Here is an 18,329-nt window from a genome sequence, read left to right as displayed (position 1 = left end):
ATGTCGACGCCACCGCCGGACCCTGAACGCCTCGCCCACGCCGCCGATGCGCAGCTGCGCGCCGCCGACGTCTCGCGACTCCCCGGTGTCGTCGCCGGTGTGACGACCGCAGACGAGACGGTCCACCTCGGCGCCGCGGGACCGATCACCACCGACGCCGTGCTGGCCCTGTACTCGGTCACCAAATCCCTCACGGCGACCGTCGCCCTGCAACTCGTCGACGACGGCGTACTCGATCTCGACGCGCCGGCTGCGCGCTACGAGCCGCGCCTGGCCGGCGTGGCGGTCCTCGACGGGTTCGATGACGACGGCACCCCGCACCTACGTGCTCCGCTGAGCGCACCCACGACCCGCCAATTACTCACCCACACAGCCGGTTTCGCCTACACCTTCTTCGACGCCGACTTCACCCGCGTGGCCCGCGCACTCGGCCTGCCCGACGTCGCGACCGGCACCGTCGAATCGCTCGGCACGACACTGATGTCCGACCCCGGCACCCGCTGGGAGTACGGGACGAACCTCGACTGGGTCGGCCTCGTCGTCGAGGGCGTCACCGGGCGGCGGCTCGGTGATGTCATGACCGAGCGCCTGCTGGCGCCATTGGGCATGTCCGACACGGCTTTTGCGCGCGATGCCGACGCCCTCGCGCGGGTCGCACCGCTGCACGCACGCATGCCCGACGGCGCATTGAAGGCCCTGCGCATCCCGACGGCACCGGATACACCGCCGGTCGACATGGGTGGGCAAGGGCTCTATTCCACCGTCGGGGATCTGCTTCGGTTCCTGCGGATGTGGCTGCGCGACGGACGCACCGATGACGGTGAGCCGCTGTTGCGTCCGGAGACCGCGCGGGCGGCCACCCGCAATCAGCTCGGCACCCTGCGGGTCACCGCACTGCCCGGCGTCGATCCGCGCCGCACCCTCGACGCCGAGTTCTTTCCCGGTATCACCAAGGGCTGGAACCTTCTCGCGATGACCAACGAGCGCGATGCCCCGACGGGCCGCCGCGCCGGGTCCTACGGCTGGGCGGGATTGGCGAACGTGTACTTCTGGATCGATCCGGCCGTCGGCGTCGCCGGCGCCTGGGCCACCCAGGTGTTTCCGTTCGCCGACCCGTCCGCGATGGCTGCCGCGCTCGACTTCGAGACCGCGGTGTACCGGGCGCTGCCGGGCTGAGCCGCGCCGCGCCGACCGCCACGCCATCCGTGCGCGAATTCGGGTCTTGTGTGCTCTGCAGGACACACATTCCCCGAGTCGACACAGGTTCGCCGGCCTTCAGGCGGCCATCAACTTCAGGTGGACCAGCCAGTGACGGACCTTCGCGACGACGCGGCCCGTGCGGAGATCGTCCCAGATCCAGCGAATCACCATGATGCCCATGGCGCGCAGCGCGTCCTCCCGGGCCTTCTCGCGCAAGACGACCGTGGTGACGTCCTCGCCCGGCCTCAGCAACTTCTGATATTTGATGTAGCCATCGAATTCACCGACGAGCAAGCCATCCCAGTCGAAGTCCGTACGTGCCACGAAGTTTCCGTGGTCGTCATAGAACTTGTGCTGCAGTTGCGGCGGGCGCAACCCGGCCTCGATCATTTGAGCCCGGCTCCACGACTCGCCCGGGTTCTCCGCGCTGCCGTCCGCGAAATGTAGGGCGTGCCGAGCCCGACCGACGCCGCGTCGTGGTCGGACCAGCAGCAACGTCAACGTGTCGCGGTCGGCGCCGCGTCGTAACGCCGAGTCGAAGACAGCCAGGGCTTTCGCGAAATCACCTGCACTGCAGGCGACGTCGACCGCGGTGTATTCGATCGACGTGACCGCCACGCCGTCGACCTCGTCGATGTGCTCGTCGGGCACCTCGTCGACATGGCAATGCACCGACGACGACCGGAAACCGCCGCCCGACGCCGTTCGGTGGACGCGCCGGAGATTCGGCTCCAGCATCTCGAGGCCGTGCATCACCGCCGCACTCTGGTGACTCAGCGGCGCATCCGACGTCCCCGACCGCACGCTCGCGAGCGCGGCGAGACGATGCCATTGGTCGGGGGTACGCTCCGCCGCCGCGGCATACACGCCGCGAACGACCCGCACGATCTGTTTACGGCGCACGGCGCGGGCGAGATCGTCGTCGGTGAAGCCGACGGCAGTCGCCGCCGCACGATAGATGAGTCCGTGCGCATCCGCGGGGAGTCTGTCCATGCCGAGTTGGACGCGGCGCCGACCCCCGCCGGTTCCGTCACTGGGCATATTCCCCCGTTTCGGAGTCCACTCAGCGTTTGTGCGTCCTGCAGGACACACATCGCCGGAGTCAGCCCACAGATCAGACGGCGCGCACCATCCGCAGCGCCATCCGGGCGTAGGCGGCGCCGAGTTCGTCCGGATCCCGATGGGTGCGGCTGGGAAACCAGCGGCACACGTCGACGCAGAGCGACGAGATCGCGAGGACCACGTCGTCGGCGTCATCGATGGCGAACGCGCCGGCGCCCACCCCACCGTCGATGATCGACGCCAGGATCGACGTGGTCTGGTGACGCAGGGCGGCGATCGTGCGGAAATGTGCGGCGCTCAACGCGGCCAGCTCGTATTGGACGACCTTGGCCAGCTGATGGTGGCGGGCCTGCCATCCGGCAAACGCCGCGACCACGGCACCGAGGCGCTCCGGATACGGTGCGGACACGTCGTCGGCGGCATCGATCGCCTCGTTGACCAACTGGTGGCCCACCAGGGCGATCGAATACAGCAACTCTTCTTTGGAGCTGAAGTGCGGATACATCGCGGCCGCGCTCATGCCCAGCCGCGCGGTGATCTGCCGCGTGGACGTGCCGGCGTAGCCGAACTCGGCAAAGGACGCGATCGCCGCCTCCCGGATACGCTGCGCGGCAGCCGATTCCGTCGCACGCGTCGAAGCCACCGCTCTCACCTGCCCTCTGTGCAGTCCGAAGATGTTGACGGCCAACCGCCCCGAGAGGCATTATAAGCAAGTGCTCACAAGTTGAGCGAACGCTGTGCGCCCGCCGAATGCACACGCTGGACGAAATGGAGTGTCATGGCCGAACCGTTGTCCCGCCGCGACCTGGAGTTCCTGCTCTACGAGTGGCTCGACGTCGAATCGCTGACCGAGCGGCCGCGCTTCGCCGAGCACTCCCGCCAGACCTTCGACGCGGTCCTGGAGCTCTCCGCCGACATCGCGACCAGCCGTTACGCCCCGGTCAACCGGCTCGGCGACACCCAGGAGCCCTACGTCGGCGACGACGGCAAGGTGGTTCTGCCCGAGGAGATCACCTCGGGGATCAACGAGTACCTGAAGGCGGGCCTCGTCGCCGGCTCCTTCGACGAATCCCTCGGCGGCATGGCGTTGCCGACCGTCGTGAACCGCGCCAGTGCCGCCTGGTTCCAGGCCGCCAACGCCGCCATGTCGTCCTACACGTTCCTCAGTGTCGGCAACGCCAACCTGCTCGTCGAGTACGGCACTCCCGAGCAGCTCGACACCTGGGTGCGTCCGGTCGTCGAGGGCCGCTACTTCGGCACCATGTGTCTCTCGGAACCGCAGGCCGGGTCGTCGCTGGCCGACATCACCACCAAGGCCGTCCCCGCCGACGACGGCACCTACCGGGTCACCGGGACCAAGATGTGGATCTCCGGCGGCGACCACGAACTCGGCGAGAACATCGTGCACCTCGTGCTGGCCAAGGCGCCGGGCGGCGGCCCGGGCGTCAAGGGCATCTCACTGTTCATCGTGCCGAAATTCCTGCCCGACGGCACCCGCAACGACGTCGCGCTCGTCGGCCTCAACCACAAGATGGGCAACCGCGCGACCACCAACTGCCTGCTCAACTTCGGCGACGGCACGTTCCCCGCCGACGGCGAGGGACCTGCCGGAGCGATCGGCTACCTGGTCGGCGAGGAGCACAAGGGCCTCTCGTACATGTTCCACATGATGAACGAAGCACGCATCGGCGTCGGATTCCTTGCCACCTCACTGGGTTACGCCGGTTACCTGGCATCGCTGGAGTACGCCAAGGTCCGCACTCAGGGCCGCCCGGCCGGCCACAAGGACCCCACAAGCAAACCCGTGCCGATCATCGAGCATCCCGATGTGAAGCGAATGCTGTTGGCACAGAAGTCGTATGTCGAGGGCGCGCTGGCGTTGGGCCTGTACTGCTCCAAGCTGGTCGATCTCCAGCAAACCGGTGACGACGCCGAGCAGGCCCGGACGGGCCTGCTGCTCGATGTACTCACCCCTATCGCCAAATCCTGGCCGTCGCAATGGTGTCTGGCGGCCAACGACCTCGCGATCCAGGTACTCGGCGGCTACGGCTACACCCGAGAATTCCCCGTCGAGCAGTATTACCGCGACAACCGGCTGAACCCGATCCACGAGGGCGCGCACGGCATCCACGGACTGGATCTGTTGGGCCGCAAGGTGATCATGCGCGACGGCGCGGGACTCACCCTGTTGGCGCAGACCATCGGCGAGACGATCGAGGCGGCCGCGGCGATCCCCGCGCTGACGGAGTACGCACAGACGCTCCGCGCCGCCGTCGACACCTTGGTCACCACGACTGCGGCGGTGTGGTCGGCCGGCGACGCAGCGGTATCGCTGGCCAATGCGACCGCCTACCTCGAGGCCACCGGCCACCTGGTGATCGCGTGGATGTGGCTCGAGCAACTCCTCGCCGTCGGCACGCAGACCGGCGACTTCTATGACGGCAAACGCGCTGCGGCACAGTACTTCTACCGCTACGAGCTCCCCAAGACCGGGCCGCAGTTCGAGCTGCTGGCAGCACTGGACCGCACCACCCTCGACACCGACCCGTCCTGGCTGTAGCCCACCCCCGCGACCATCATGATCTGCCACCCGACGAAGGAGCTCCCGCTGTGACCGTGCTCGACATGTTCTCCCTGACCGACAAGGTCGTCATCGTGACCGGGGCCTCGTCCGGTCTGGGCGTGTCGTTCGCCATCGCCTTCGCCGAGGCCGGCGCCGACGTCGTTCTGGCCGCCCGGCGCACCGACCGCCTCGCCGACACCGCGGCCAAGGTGGAGGCGACCGGACGCAAGGCGCTGTCGGTGACGGCCGACGTCTCCGACCCGGAGTCCTGCGAGCGGGTCGTCGCCGCCGCCATGGAGACCTTCGGCCGCGTCGACGTCCTCGTCAACAACGCCGGGGTCGGCACCGCCGTCCCGGCCACCCGCGAAACACCCGAGGAGTTCCGCAAGGTCATCGACATCAACCTCTATGGGTCGTACTGGATGGCACAGGCCGTCGCGCGCGTAATGGCGCCCGGCAGTTCGATCGTCAACATCTCCTCGATCCTCGGCATCACCACCGCATACCTGCCGCAGGCCGCCTACGCCGCGAGCAAGGCCGGCGTCATCGGCCTCACCCGGGACCTGGCGCAGCAGTGGGGATCACGCAAGGGCATCCGCGTCAACTCCCTGGCCCCCGGATTCTTCAAATCCGAGATGACCGACGGCTACCAGGACGGCTACCTCGAGTCACAGAAGCCGCGAATGTTGTTGGGGCGCACCGGTGACCCCGCCGAACTGGCGGCGACCGCAGTGTGGCTGGCGTCGGCGGCGGGCGGCTACGTCACCGGCCAGACACTGGCCGTCGACGGCGGCATCACCATCACATAGCAGCCCGCAGGCCGGCACATCGAGACCCGCCGGCCGGAGGCGCAAAGCATATCTCCGATAGCGAAAGGCAAAATCAGGCAGTGCGATACGTGGCAATCGGCGACAGTTTCACCGAAGGTGTAGGGGATGAACCCACCGGTCCCGACATCCCGCGCGGGTGGGCGGACCTCGTCGCCGAAGGCCTCGCCGCCGCGCACGACGGGATCGACTACGCGAATCTCGCGGTGCGCGGGCGGCTTCTCCAACCGATCGTCACCGATCAGATCGACGCCGCACTCGCCCTCGATCCGCTGCCCACGATGGTCACCCTCAACGGGGGCGGCAACGACATGCTGCGCACCGGAGATCTCACCGCGCTGGTGGAGCTGACCCGCGCCGCGGTGCGCCGTTGCCGCGACGCCGGAATCCGCGTGGTGCTGCTCGCCGGCGCCGATCCGTCCGACCGGCTGCCCTTCGGCGACACCTTGCGCCACCGGGGCGAGTACCTCACCAACGAGATCGCCACCATCGCCCAATCCGAGGACGTCGAGTTCATCGATCTGTTCCACGACACCGAGATCCGGCGCGCCGGATACTGGTCGGCCGACCGGCTGCACCTCAATTCGGTCGGGCACCGGCGTGCGGCGTCGCTGATCCTGCGCGGGCTCGGCGTCCCCGCACAGAGTCCCGAACGTCCCACGGCCGGCGCCGATGCCGACGGATTCGTCGGCAATCTGCGGTTCACCACCGAACACCTGCTGCCGTGGGTGATGCGACGACTCCGCAAACGATCGTCCGGCGATGAGCGCGTCGCCAAGTATCCGAACTGGATATCGGTGGCGCCGGCCGGAATTCGCTGATCAGCGGGTCTCCGCCCGCAGCGCATCCACCAGCCGGTCCACCAACCCCGCCTGCGCCGGGTTCAGCTTGCGGCGGGCATCGTCGGGCGTAGACCACTGCGCCCGATCGACTTCCGGGAACCTCTGCAACCGCCCCGACCGTGGTGGCCACGGCATCTCGAAGGTGTTGCTCACCACGTCGGAGACGTCGAGCGTGCCCTCGACCGCGAAGGCGACGACCCGCTTTCCGCTCTTGAGCCGCACCTCGCCGAGTGCGATGACCGCACCGTCGGGCGGGTTCTGCCCGAGCTCCTCGGCGAATTCGCGCCGCGCGGCGGGCAGGTGGTCCTCGTCCGGTTCGACGAGCCCCTTCGGGATCGACCATGCGCCATCGTCCTTACGGGCCCACAACGGACCGCCCGGATGGACGATCAGCACCTCGACGTCACGCGGCTCGGCGCAATCGACATATCGGTAGACGAGGAGTCCGGCACTGATGAGGGGAGTTCGCGGCGTCACCCCGACATTCTCCCCCGGGCCCGGCAACGAGGCCGCAGAAGGACGTCGATCACCGTCGGCTCGCCGCCGTGTTGCCATGCCGCCGTGTTGCCATGCCGCCGCGGTGCCATGTTGCCGCGTTGCCATGTTGCCGCGTTGCCATGTCGTCGTGTTGCCATCCCGCCGTGTTGCCGGCCGCCGTATCGTTGACACATGCCGCACAGCCCGCAGCCGGAGGAGCCCGATACCCCGGTCGACGATTCCCCGGTCGACGATTCACCCGCCGACGATCCCGACATCCCGCACGAGTATCGGCACGAGTCCGCGTTCGCCTTCGGCGATGCCACACCGATCGGTGAGACCGACCGGATCGCCCGAGAGAGGGCGATCTACGAGGCCGGACGCCACGGCAACGATCCCTATCGGGGGCACGCGCTCGGCGGCACGGACGGCACAACCGAAGGCCAGTGACAGCCGCGACGCGCCGGGCACGCAGAGCGCGGGCTGACCGCCGAGTAGCGGTGTAGACACGAATCATGGAGGTCCTCAGTAGTCGGGTGTTGCTCCGCTCACGTGACCCGGAGGCGCTGCAACACTTCTATCGCCACCAGCTGCGCCTCGCGATCGCCCGCGAGTACCCGGGCGGCATCGTCTTCTACGCAGGCAACGGGTTGATCGAGGTGCCCGGGCACATGAGTTCGGATCTCGAGGCGACCATCGAACCCTCGGGTGTGCTCTGGTTGCAGGTGCGCGACGCGACCGCCGCCGCGCGGGAATTGCGCGCCGCCCATGTCGAGATCGAACGCGAACCGCTGACCGAGCCGTGGGGCCTGGTCGAGATGCACGTCCGTGACACCGACGGCCGCTTGGTGATCGTCGTCGAGGTCCCCGAGGCGCACCCGCTCCGCCTGGACAATCGCTGACCACAACCGCCGCTGACCACCACCGCGGTGATCGCGCCGGGCCATGACAGACTGGAGCCCATGAGCACCTGGAAGGCACCCACCGTTTCCGGGCCGGTGGATGCCGTGGTGGAGCTGCCCGGTTCGAAGTCCATCACCAACCGCGCACTGCTGTTGGCAGCGCTCGCCGACGGACCGTCGACGATCACGGGTACCTTACGCAGCCGCGACACCAATCTCATGCTGGCGGCGCTGACGGGCCTGGGCATCGGGATCCGGGTCGACGCCGCCGACCCGACGACGGTCTCGATCGAGCCGCGTCCCATGCACCGCACCGACATCTACTGCGGGCTGGCCGGCACCGTCATGCGGTTCCTGCCCCCGATGGCGGCGCTGGCCACGGGACCGGTGGCCTTCGACGGCGATCCGCAGGCCCGGGTGCGGCCGCTGGCCACCATCCTCGCCGCGCTGCGATCCCTCGGTGTCACCATCGACGGCGATTCGCTGCCCTTCACCGTGGCCGGCACGGGATCGGTCCGCGGCGGCCAGGTCACCATCGACGCCTCCGGCTCGTCGCAGTTCATCTCCGGGCTCCTGCTCACCGGGGCCCGATTCGACGAGGGCCTGACCGTCTCACACGTCGGCGGCCCGGTACCGTCCATGCCGCATATCGAGATGACCGTCGCGATGCTCGACACCGCCGGGGTGAAGGTCGACACCACCGTGCCCGACACCTGGACGATCGGCCCGTCGGTCATCCGCGCCGTCGACTGGGCGATCGAACCCGATCTGTCCAACGCCGCCGCGTTTCTCGCGGCCGCCGCCGCGACCGGCGGCGCGGTGAGCGTGCCGCGCTGGCCCGCTCTCACCACCCAGCCGGGCGCCCAGATCGCCGACATCCTTGCCGAAATGGGTTGCACCACTGAACTTCTGGATGGCACGCTCACCGTCCGGGGGCCGCTGCGACTGTCCGGCATCGACCGGGATCTGCGTGCGGTCGGCGAACTCACCCCGACGGTCGCCGCACTCGCCGCGCTCGCCGACGGCGAGTCACGGCTGACCGGGATCGCGCACCTGCGCGGGCACGAGACCGATCGGCTCGCGGCGCTCGCGACCGAGATCGGGCGCCTCGGTGGCGATGTCACCGAGATCGACGACGGCCTGATCATCCGGCCGGCGGCTCTGCACGGGGGGACCTGGCAGTCCTATGCCGACCATCGGATGGCCACCGCCGGTGCCATCATCGGTCTGCGGGTGCCGGCGGTCGAGGTCGACGACATCGAGACGACCGCGAAGACGTTGCCGGACTTTCCGGGCATGTGGCAGAGGATGATCGGCCACCTGTGAGTCGTCGCACGGACAGCTACGACGAATCCGACGTCCGGGTCCGCCCGGGCAAGGGCACCCGTCCGCGCACCAAAACCCGTCCGGCACATGATGATGCAGAAACCGCCATGGTGGTCTCGGTCGACCGTGGCCGCTGGGGTTGCGCATTGGCCGGCGACCCGGACCGCCTGCTGGTCGCGATGCGCGCCCGCGAACTCGGGCGCACCCCCGTCGTCGTCGGTGACAACGTCGGGGTGGTCGGCGATCTGAGCGGCCGGCCCGACACCCTGACGCGCATCGTTCGGGTCGACGAACGCCGGACGGTGTTGCGGCGCACCGCAGACGACACCGATCCTTACGAACGGATCGTGGTCGCCAACGCCGACCGGCTGCTCATCGTCACCGCGATGGCCGACCCGCCCCCACGCACCGGCTTCGTCGAGCGAGCGCTGGCCGCGGCGTATGTGGGCGGGCTCGAACCCGTTCTCTGCCTGACGAAGTCCGATCTCGCCGATCCCACCGAGTTCACCGGGGCATTCGACGGACTCGACCTCACTATCGTGCGCGCCGGGCGCGACGATCGGCTCGACGACGTCCGCGCGCTGCTCACCGGACATCTCACCGCCCTGATCGGACATTCCGGCGTCGGTAAGTCCACCCTGGTCAATCGGCTTGTGCCCGAAGCGGATCGGGCGATCGGCGTGGTCTCCGGGGTGGGCAAGGGACGTCACACCTCCACCCAGTCGGTGGCGCTGGCCCTCCCCGAACAGCCCGGTGATCACGACGGGCGGTCCTGGGTCGTCGACACCCCCGGAATCCGGTCGTTCGGGCTGGCCCACGTCAGCGCCGACGACATCGTCGACGCCTTCGATGATCTGCGTACGGCCATCGAGCACTGTCCGCGCGGCTGTACTCATCTCGGTCCGCCGGCCGACCCGGAGTGCGCACTCGACGACCTCACCGGCGCATCGCATCGCCGTGCCATGGCCGTGCGCCGGTTGCTGATCGCCGTCGGCGGCGGGGAGACCGGCACCCCGCCCGTCGACGATCCACCACGCGAGTAGCCCCGGCGCGAATCAGTCCTGCAGGAGTGGGAGCAGCGCGGTGCCCTGCCGCTCGATCTCACGCAGATACGGCGTGTCCGACAGCACGAAATGCGTGATGCCGAGGTCGCGATAGCTCTGCAGCGACTTGGCGACGTCCTGCGCCGAGCCGACGAGCCAGGTCGATCCGGCGCCACCGCCGCCGTATCGGCCCGGCGTGGTGTAGAGGTTGTCGTCGAGCACCTCCCCACGCGCCGCGAGGTCATAGAGGCGTTGTTGCCCGACCGCGGCCCGCCGGTGCCGGTTGTGCGGTAGCGGACCGTGCTCGTCGACCCCGCCGGAATCGGCATACCGGGCCGCCATCTGCGCCACCCGGGCTTCGGCGTCGTGCCATGCCTGCGCCGTCGTGTCCCGCACGAGAGTGGTGATCCGCAGGCCGAATTCGAGGGGCCGGTGCACGCGCCCCACCTCGTCACTCAACGCCTTGAGGCGGTCGATGCGCTCGGCGACCCCGTCGCGCGGTTCGCCCCAGAACAACTGGACGTCGGCCTCGGCGGCGGCCACCCGCTCCGCGGCCGCCGAGGCGCCACCGAAGTACAGGGCCGGATGCGTACGCCCGTCCCGGACCTCGATCCGCGGCACCACGGTCGAGTCCTCGACGCGGAAGTACTCACCCCGGTAGGTGACGTTCTCCTCGGTCCACAGTCGCCGAACGAGCTGGAGGAATTCCCGGGTACGGGCGTACCGGTCGGCCTGTTCGCCATCGGTGTCGCCGTAGGCACCGAGGTCGTCCTTGCCCGAGACGATGTTGACCCGCACCCGGCCGCCGGTCAGGTGATCGAGTGCGGCCGCCGATGCCGCAAAGTTCGCCGGCCGCCAGTAACCCGGCCGGACCGCGATCAACGGTTCGAACGTCGTCGTGCGGGCCGCCAGCGCGGTGGCGACGGTGAAGGTGTCCGGCCGCCCCCAGCCGGTACCGATCAGTGCACCCTTCCACCCGTACCTCTCGAGGGCGGTGGCGTGCCAGGTGAGCGTGTCCAGACTGTTGTGTCCGTCGACGCGATCATCACCCCGATGCCCGGGGTCGAGCTGATTCGGTATGTACCAAAGGAATTCGGAACTCATACGCCTTCCGTGTCATCCTTTCCGTGTCAGTGGACCATCACCGATGTCCGCCGTGCGGGGAGGCCGGCACTCCGGCCGCGGTCACCGTGGGTGCCCGACGCCGCCCGGCACCGAGGTAAAGCTACGGAGAGACAAAGCCGTTGCGCTGCTTGTGTTCACCATGAACCGAATGGGTGACGCGCCGGTGTCCGGCTGGTTGACTGCTCGAGGTGTTCGCGGCCCCGACGCGGCGGACCCGATCTGGCCGCGTACGGCGACGACCTCCCATGATGACGAGGACTTTTTGGTGACCCGACAGTTGCATCTCAACGTCAACATCCTCAATGCCGGTGTGTTCGGTGGGTCCTGGCGGCTTCCCGGAACCGACGGACTGGCGAGCTATTCGATCGACCACTACACGTCGATCGCGGCGAAGGCCGAACGCGCCGCCCTCGATGCCGTGTTCCTCGCCGACGGCCCCGTGCTCGATCCGAGCGTGCGGCACCGACCGGGCAACAACCTCGAACCGACGACCGTGCTGGCCCGGATCGCGGCCCGCACCGAGCGGATCGGACTGATCGGGACGTTGTCGTCGTCGTACAACGACCCCGCCGAGTTGGCCCGCCGGCTCGGCGATCTCGATCACCTCAGCGGCGGGCGATTCGGGTGGAACGTCGTCACCACCGCCGGCGCCGCAGCCGCACGTAACTTCGGTCACCGCGACGAACCCGACCACGCACTTCGCTACCGACGCGCCGCGCGGGTGGTCGAGCAGGTCGTCGCGACGTGGGACGCGCGCGCCCGATCGGTATCGCCGCAGGGCCGGCCCGTCATCGTGCAGGCCGGCGGGTCGAGCGACGGCAAGAGGCTCGCGGCACAGGTCGGCGAGGTGATCTTCTCGGCCGAGCAGGACATCGACAAAGCCAGCACCTTCCGGTCGGAATTGCGCAGCGGCGCCGCAGCTTTCGGACGCAATCCGGACGAGGTCGTGGTCCTGCCGGGACTCTCGACGGTTCTCGGCAGCACCGAGGCCGAAGCCCGGGCACGCCGCGAACAACTCGATGACCTGCTGCCCGACGCCTATGCGCGCGCCCGGCTCGCCGGTCAGCTCGGGTTCTCTCTCGACGGACTCGCCGACGACGAGCCCATCCCCGGCGACCTGCTGCCCGAACCCGACGACGCGGGCGGATCGCAGACGTTCTACCGCGTCGTGCGTGACATCATCCAGCGGCAGAATCCGACCCTGCGGCAACTGTTGAAGATCTTGTCCGGCGGTGGCGGCCACCGGATCGTCGTCGGCACCCCCGAACAGGTCGCCGACGACATCGAACGCTGGTTCGTCCACGGCGCGGCCGACGGCTTCAATGTCATGCCCGATGTGCTGCCATCCGGATTCGACGACTTCGCCGATCACCTGGTCCCAGAACTACAGCGGCGCGGGCTGTTCCGCACCGAATACACCGGCACGACCTTGCGCGACCACCTGGGGCTCGGTCTTCCGGCGGCACCGCGGGCGAGCGCGCATCCGGTGGCCGACAACCGACAGGAGAGCGCAGTATGAGGGTGATCATCGAGATCTCGGTCGGCGAGTCGCCCGGGCAGCTGTCTCTCGAGGACGCCGAGTCGATTGCCGCGGCGGCCCACGATCTCGGTGCCACCGGACTCCTGATCGCCGACGCCACCGCGGGTCGCCACGGGATCGATCCGTCCGTCGTCGGCGCCCACCTCGCGGCCCGCCACGAACGGCTGCACTACGTGATCGAGGCACCGACGACCGGCAACGCCCCCTACAATCTGGCGCGGCGCATCCTCTCACTCGACCGCGCCACCGGTGGCCGGACCGGGCTGCTCCTGCGTCCCGGTGGCGGGGACGAGGTCAGCGACGCGGTGGCGCCCGGGCCCGCGGCCTCGCCCGAGGATCGCTGGAGTGAGTACGCCGAGATTCTCACGGAACTGTGGGAGTCGTTTCCGGCGAACGCATTACGCGGTGATCAGCGGGCCGGGATCGTCGCCGACGACACCCTGATCCGGCCGATCGATCACGAGGGTGCGTTCTATCGGGTGGCCGGCCCGCTGGACGGTCCGTCCTCGCCGCAGGGCAGACCGCCGCTCTTCGCCGCCGACCCGGGCCTCCTCGGCTGGGATCGGGTCGCCGCGATCGCCGACGCGGTGATCGTGCCGGCCGGCCGACTCGCCGACGCCGCCGCCGAACTCGCCGACGCGGCCGGTCGGCATCATCGCCGCCGCTCGGACATTGCGTTGTCGGCCCGGCTCGACGCCACGACGCCGGTCGCCACGGTGGCCGGCTGGGCAGACACCGGCGCCGCCGACGGCGCCGTCCTCGTCGCGAGCGCCGACGTGGCGGCGACGATCGATCGGATTCAGGAGATCGTGCCGCTGTTCGCACAAGCACCCGACACCACCCTGCGGACGGCCCTGCACCACCGCGAGATCGTGGCGGCGCACCGATGACGGCCACCGACCCCGCAACGCGGCCGACGCCTCGGGCCGAATCCCCCGAAATCGACGAAGCCGGCGATCCTCTCACCGTCGAGGGCATCCGGGAGGCCATCGCACCGATCCTGGAACGCATCGGCGCCACCGCCGGGAGCCGCGAACGCACCCGCGACTACTCCTTCGACGATGTCCGCGCGCTGGCCGACGCCGGCATCGCCCTGACCGGGATCGCGCGAGACGACGGCGGTGCCGGCGGCACCATCCGCGACGTCGCCGATCTCGTCATCGAGATCGCCCGCGCGGATTCCAATGTGGCACAAGCACTACGGGGCACCTTTTTGCTGGCCAATCAGATTGCCGGCCGCCCGGACCTGCCGTTGCGGTCGGTCAACCTCGGCCGGCTGCGAGCCCGCGCGCTGTTCTCCGCCACCGGCAACGAGCGCAACGGCGGTGCCGGCGGCAGCGTCACGACAACCGCCCGCCGCGTCGACGGCGGATACGTCGTCAACGGCCGCAAGTATTACTCGACCGGCGGACTCTACGCCTCGTATTTTTCCACATCGGCGGTCACCGACGACGGCACCACCCTGCGGTTCACCATCCCCACCGATCGCCGCGGCGTGAACCGGCTCGACGATTTCGATGCCGTCGGACAGCGATTGACACAAAGCGGCTCGACCCGCCTCGACGACGTGCACGTCGGCGACGACGAGGTCGTGATCATCGACGACGCCCAGCCGGACAACCCGTGGCTCGGGTCGTTCGCCCAGCTCTATCTCGCCGCAGTGCAGGCGGGCATCGCCGCCCGGGCACTCGACGACGCGGTCTGGTTCGTCCGCGAACGCGCCCGTCCCATCAAGCACAGCAGCGCCACCGACAGCACCGACGACCCCTATGTCCGGGAGACCGTCGGCGAGATCGCGTCCCGCGCGCAGGCCGCGCGGGCCGTCGTCCTGCTCGGCGCCGAATCCCTGCAGGGGGTCCGGGGCCGGTCGGGCGCGCAGGCCCGTACCGCTGGGGCCGCCGCCGCGGTCACCGTGGCGCAGGCCGGTGTGGTCGCGATCGAATCCGCCTTGCAGGCAACACAACTCGTCTTCGACGTGGGTGGCGGTTCGATCACCGACCGCGAATACGGATTCGATCGCCACTGGCGCAACGCACGAACCGCCGCCAACCACAATCCGCGCCAGTGGAAGTCCGCGGTCGCCGGCGCCTACCACCTGACCGGCGCCGAACCCCCGACGACGGGTCTGTTCTGACCTCGTCCCCGACATCACCTCCGAGAGGCAATCGATGACCATCGAGACCACCCGCACCCTGGGCCGCACCGGTGTGCCGATCACCCCGTTGACCCTGGGCGCCATGAACTTCGGCCGGTGGCAGTCCGAGGCCGAGAGCCTGCGCATCATCGACGCGGCGATCGGGGCCGGGATCACCTCGATCGACACCGCCGACGTGTACGCCCAGGGCATCTCCGAGGAGATCGTCGGCAAAGCGATCAAAGACCGTCGCGACGACATCTTTCTGGCGACGAAATTCCATAATCAGATCGGTGACGATCCCCGGCACGCAGGCAACTCGCGCCGGTGGATCATCCAGGCCGTGGAGGACAGTCTGCGGCGCCTGGGCACCGATCACATCGACCTCTACCAGGCGCACCGGCCCGACGAGAACACCAGCCTGCTCGAGACGCTGCAGACGCTGAACGGGCTCATCACCCAGGGCAAGATCCGCTACTACGGGACCTCGGTCTTCCCGGCACATCTGCAGGTCGAGGCGCACTGGCTCGCCGAGAAATACGGGCTGATCGCTCCGCACACCGAGCAGTTGCCCTACTCGCTGCTGGTCCGCGGGGTCGAACGCGAGGTACTGCCGGTCACCCGGCGATTCGGGGTCGGCGTTCTGTCCTACGGCCCGCTCGCCGCGGGATGGCTCTCCGGCAGGTACCGGGTCGGCGGCGACCAACCCGAGTCGGCGCGGGCAGAACTCATCCCCGGCCGATTCGACATCACCGCCGCACACAATCAACGCAAACTCGCGGCAGCCGACGCACTCGGGCAACTCGCCGCCGACAACGGCCTCACCCTCATCGAGCTCGCGGTGGCATTCGCGCTCAACCATCCGGCGATCAGCAGCGTGATCATCGGCCCCCGCACCCAGGAACACCTCGAGGCGTATGTGAAGGCGACGACGGTGTCGCTGTCCGGCGACATCCTCGACCGCGTCGACGAGATCGTAGATCCCGGAACACAATTCCTGGAACGAGACACCGGGCGCGACACCCCGTCGCTACAGCCCGCGGCACTGCGTCGAACAGAGTGAACCACGGCCGAACACACTGAACCCACCCAACCTCTGCCGAAAAGGAACGTTCTCCCATGACTCATGACCCCGTCAACACCCCCTACATCGCCCGCGACTCACGTTATGAATCGATCCCCTATCGCCGTGCCGGGCGCTCCGGACTCGACCTGCCCGCCTTCTCGTTCGGACTGTGGCAGAAGTTCGGCACCGACTACCCGTTCGAGACGCAGCGCGAGATCATCCTGCACGCTTTCGATCTCGGCATCACCCACTTCGACAACGCCGACCGCTACGGTCCGCCGCACCGGGCCGCCCAGCACAATTTCGGGCGCGTACTGGCCACGGACCTGGCGGCGTATCGCGACGAGATCATCCTGTCGACCAAGGCCGGCAACCCGATCGGGGCGAGCCCCTACCTCAAGGGCGGTTCCCGCAAGTCGTTGCTGACATCGCTCGAGCACAGTCTGCGGGACCTGGGGACCGATTACGTCGACATCTTCTACAGCCACAGCCCCGACCTGTCCACACCACTCGAGGAGACCGTCGGCGCGCTGGTGTCGGCCGTCGAGCAGGGCAAGGCCCTCTACGTCGGCCTCTCGAACTACCTTCCCGATCGGGCGCACGAGGCGGCCGGTCTGCTGCGGGAGGCCGGGGTGCCGCTGCTGGTGCATCAGCCGCGCTATTCGATCTTCGACCGCCGGATCGAGCAGAACGACCTCCTCGACGTCGCCGGCGACGACGGTTTCGGTCTCGTGGTCTATTCGCCCCTGGCCCAAGGTCTGCTCACCAACAAGTACCTCGAGGCCATCCCGGAGGGCGCCCGCGCCACCAACAGCACCTTCCTGTCCCCCGACGTCATCGACGACACCTACCGGCAGCGCGCCGCCGGGCTCAACAAGCTCGCCGAGTCGCGGGGGCAGTCGCTGGCACAGCTTGCGCTGCAATGGGTGCTGCGCCGCCCGGAGGTCACCAGCGCGCTGATCGGTGCGAGCTCCAGCTGGCAGCTCGACCACAATCTGGCGGCCCTGCAATTCCCCGAGCTGACCGACGACGACCTGGCTGTGATCGACGAACACGGTGTGCACGGCACCGGCCTGAAGCTCTGACATGCCGCCAGATCACACCTCGCACCCGCACCACCCGGGGATCGGGGCGGGCGTGCCCGACGGGCGCCCGTTCCGCCTCGGCTTCCTGCTCCACCTCGACCGCGATCTTCCCCCGGCCCGGTCCTACCGCGAGGCGATCGAACTCTTCGTCGCCGCCGAACGGCTCGGCTACGACTCCGGCTGGGTCATCCAGCGGCATTTCCGGCAGGGCCGTGAACATGTCTCGGCGCCGCTGGTGCTACTGGCGGCGATCGCCGAACACACCACCCGGATACGGCTGGGCACGGGCGTACTCGTGCTGCCGCTGGAGGATCCGCTGAAGGTCGCCGAGGATGCCGCGTCGCTCGACGAGATCAGTGGCGGGCGGCTGGAACTCGGGGTGGGTTCCGGACCATTCCCGGGCGCGTGGGAAGCGTTCGGCAAGGACATCGACAACCGCCACGCCTTGTTCGACGAGTCGGTGGCACGCCTGCACGATGTCCTGGCGGGCCGACCGGTCAACGAGCTCGGCGAGGTCCTCCATCCGCCGGGAGACGCTGTGCGCACACGACTCTGGCAGGCCACCACGAGCAGCCCCGAGCACGCGGAGCACGCGGCGGTGCGGGCCGCCCGCGCCGGCGACGGCCTGCAGTTGTCCCGGGCGACCGCCTGGCAGGGCGGCACGATCACCGACGCCCAGCACCGGCAGGCCGGCATCGTCGACGCCTACCGTGCGGCCTGGCGCGACGCCGACCGCCCGCCCCGGGTCCAGGTGTCACGAGCGGTGTATCCGCACCCCGATCCGGACGAGGCCCGCCGGCTCGTCGCGCCCGGCGTGCGTCGTTGGCAGAGTTGGAGCACCACCGGCGGTACGCGGCACACCGAGACGGTCGAGGACTATCTGCGCTCGGATCACGCCCTCCTCGGGCCGAGTGAGTCGCTGGCCGCGCAACTCGCGGCCGATCCCGCGCTGCGCCGCGCCACCGATCTGCTCGTCAGTTTCGTCCCCGGTGTTCCCGATCACGACGAACACCTGCGACTCCTGGAGACCACCGCACGCGAACTCGCACCGCGACTCGGGTGGTCGCCGGCCGCCAACCAGGCGAGACCAGCAGTGTCCGCGGCGCTTTCATCCTGACCATCTCGACATTCGGCAAT

18 protein-coding genes are annotated in these 18,329 nt (G+C 68.9%); 14 read left to right on the top strand and 4 right to left on the bottom strand.

From position 1 onward, the window contains the following. Entirely contained in the window at nt 1-1,176 is a 1,176-nt protein-coding gene (locus ACPXB3_RS10360) for a serine hydrolase domain-containing protein (protein ID WP_425727533.1), read from the top strand. Nucleotides 1,177-1,275: 99 nt separating this feature from the next. On the opposite strand, the gene ACPXB3_RS10355 is transcribed toward ACPXB3_RS10360, so the two are convergent. Both ACPXB3_RS10355 and ACPXB3_RS10350 read right to left on the bottom strand, forming a co-directional pair. Then, nucleotides 1,276-2,193, bottom strand: a complete 918-nt coding sequence (locus tag ACPXB3_RS10355) for a hypothetical protein (protein ID WP_425704656.1) — start codon at nt 2,191-2,193, stop codon at nt 1,276-1,278. A 121-nt stretch (nt 2,194-2,314) separates the two neighbouring features. Continuing rightward, on the bottom strand, nt 2,315-2,905 hold the full coding sequence (locus ACPXB3_RS10350; RefSeq protein WP_425704573.1) for a TetR/AcrR family transcriptional regulator: 591 nt from the start codon (nt 2,903-2,905) through the stop codon (nt 2,315-2,317). A gap of 135 nt (nt 2,906-3,040) precedes the next feature. On the opposite strand from ACPXB3_RS10350, the gene ACPXB3_RS10345 reads away from it, so the two are divergent. The 3 genes from ACPXB3_RS10345 (at nt 3,041) to ACPXB3_RS10335 (ending at nt 6,473) form a co-directional block, all read left to right on the top strand. After that, nucleotides 3,041-4,822: an acyl-CoA dehydrogenase gene (locus tag ACPXB3_RS10345; RefSeq protein WP_425727532.1), complete on the top strand. Its 1,782-nt coding sequence runs from the start codon at nt 3,041-3,043 to the stop codon at nt 4,820-4,822. Nucleotides 4,823-4,872: 50 nt separating this feature from the next. Continuing rightward, a complete protein-coding gene (locus tag ACPXB3_RS10340) occupies nt 4,873-5,634 on the top strand; it encodes an SDR family NAD(P)-dependent oxidoreductase (RefSeq protein ID WP_425704571.1) in 762 nt (253 codons plus the stop codon). A gap of 80 nt (nt 5,635-5,714) precedes the next feature. Beyond that, complete coding sequence (locus ACPXB3_RS10335; protein ID WP_425727531.1) at nt 5,715-6,473, top strand: SGNH/GDSL hydrolase family protein; 759 nt, start codon at nt 5,715-5,717, stop codon at nt 6,471-6,473. Here ACPXB3_RS10335 and ACPXB3_RS10330 read toward each other — a convergent pair whose 3' ends face one another. Next, a complete protein-coding gene (locus tag ACPXB3_RS10330; RefSeq protein ID WP_425727530.1) occupies nt 6,474-6,971 on the bottom strand; it encodes an NUDIX domain-containing protein in 498 nt (165 codons plus the stop codon). It abuts the gene before it with no gap. Between the two features lie 192 nt (nt 6,972-7,163). Between ACPXB3_RS10330 and ACPXB3_RS10325 the strand changes: the two genes are divergently transcribed. The 4 genes from ACPXB3_RS10325 (at nt 7,164) to rsgA (ending at nt 10,242) form a co-directional block, all read left to right on the top strand. After that, nucleotides 7,164-7,421, top strand: a complete 258-nt coding sequence (locus ACPXB3_RS10325; RefSeq protein WP_425727529.1) for a hypothetical protein — start codon at nt 7,164-7,166, stop codon at nt 7,419-7,421. A gap of 65 nt (nt 7,422-7,486) precedes the next feature. Then, on the top strand, nt 7,487-7,873 hold the full coding sequence (locus ACPXB3_RS10320; RefSeq protein ID WP_425704567.1) for a VOC family protein: 387 nt from the start codon (nt 7,487-7,489) through the stop codon (nt 7,871-7,873). A 60-nt stretch (nt 7,874-7,933) separates the two neighbouring features. Further along, the gene (aroA, locus tag ACPXB3_RS10315) at nt 7,934-9,199 is read left to right on the top strand and encodes a 3-phosphoshikimate 1-carboxyvinyltransferase (protein ID WP_425704566.1); all 1,266 of its coding nucleotides are present in this window, start codon (nt 7,934-7,936) and stop codon (nt 9,197-9,199) included. After that, on the top strand, nt 9,196-10,242 hold the full coding sequence (rsgA, locus tag ACPXB3_RS10310) for a ribosome small subunit-dependent GTPase A (RefSeq protein WP_425704565.1): 1,047 nt from the start codon (nt 9,196-9,198) through the stop codon (nt 10,240-10,242). The genes aroA and rsgA overlap by 4 nt, the downstream gene beginning before the upstream one ends. A 12-nt stretch (nt 10,243-10,254) precedes the next feature. On the opposite strand, the gene ACPXB3_RS10305 is transcribed toward rsgA, so the two are convergent. Next, nucleotides 10,255-11,346: an LLM class flavin-dependent oxidoreductase gene (locus ACPXB3_RS10305; RefSeq protein ID WP_425704564.1), complete on the bottom strand. Its 1,092-nt coding sequence runs from the start codon at nt 11,344-11,346 to the stop codon at nt 10,255-10,257. A gap of 286 nt (nt 11,347-11,632) precedes the next feature. Here ACPXB3_RS10305 and ACPXB3_RS10300 point away from each other — a divergent pair, with 286 nt between their 5' ends. Genes ACPXB3_RS10300 through ACPXB3_RS10275 form a run of 6 tightly spaced genes read left to right on the top strand, consistent with a single transcriptional unit; the run spans nt 11,633 to nt 18,309 of the window. After that, nucleotides 11,633-12,886, top strand: coding sequence for an LLM class flavin-dependent oxidoreductase (locus ACPXB3_RS10300; RefSeq protein WP_425704655.1), 1,254 nt, complete (start codon nt 11,633-11,635; stop codon nt 12,884-12,886). Beyond that, on the top strand, nt 12,883-13,797 hold the full coding sequence (locus ACPXB3_RS10295) for an LLM class flavin-dependent oxidoreductase (RefSeq protein WP_425704563.1): 915 nt from the start codon (nt 12,883-12,885) through the stop codon (nt 13,795-13,797). The genes ACPXB3_RS10300 and ACPXB3_RS10295 overlap by 4 nt, the downstream gene beginning before the upstream one ends. Further along, the gene (locus ACPXB3_RS10290; RefSeq protein WP_425704562.1) at nt 13,794-15,041 is read left to right on the top strand and encodes an acyl-CoA dehydrogenase family protein; all 1,248 of its coding nucleotides are present in this window, start codon (nt 13,794-13,796) and stop codon (nt 15,039-15,041) included. Before ACPXB3_RS10295 ends, ACPXB3_RS10290 begins: the two co-directional genes overlap by 4 nt. Before the next feature lie 34 nt (nt 15,042-15,075). After that, a complete protein-coding gene (locus ACPXB3_RS10285; RefSeq protein WP_425704561.1) occupies nt 15,076-16,104 on the top strand; it encodes an aldo/keto reductase in 1,029 nt (342 codons plus the stop codon). Between the two features lie 56 nt (nt 16,105-16,160). Next, a complete protein-coding gene (locus ACPXB3_RS10280; protein ID WP_425704560.1) occupies nt 16,161-17,192 on the top strand; it encodes an aldo/keto reductase in 1,032 nt (343 codons plus the stop codon). 52 nt (nt 17,193-17,244) lie between these two features. Next, entirely contained in the window at nt 17,245-18,309 is a 1,065-nt protein-coding gene (locus tag ACPXB3_RS10275; RefSeq protein WP_425727528.1) for an LLM class flavin-dependent oxidoreductase, read from the top strand. Nucleotides 18,310-18,329: the final 20 nt, after the last annotated feature.

Source organism: Gordonia sp. DT219 (assembly GCF_049847065.1).
Taxonomy (GTDB): domain Bacteria; phylum Actinomycetota; class Actinomycetes; order Mycobacteriales; family Mycobacteriaceae; genus Gordonia.
Note: the sequence above shows the minus strand (reverse complement) of the source record. Positions and strands in the feature narration are given on the sequence as shown.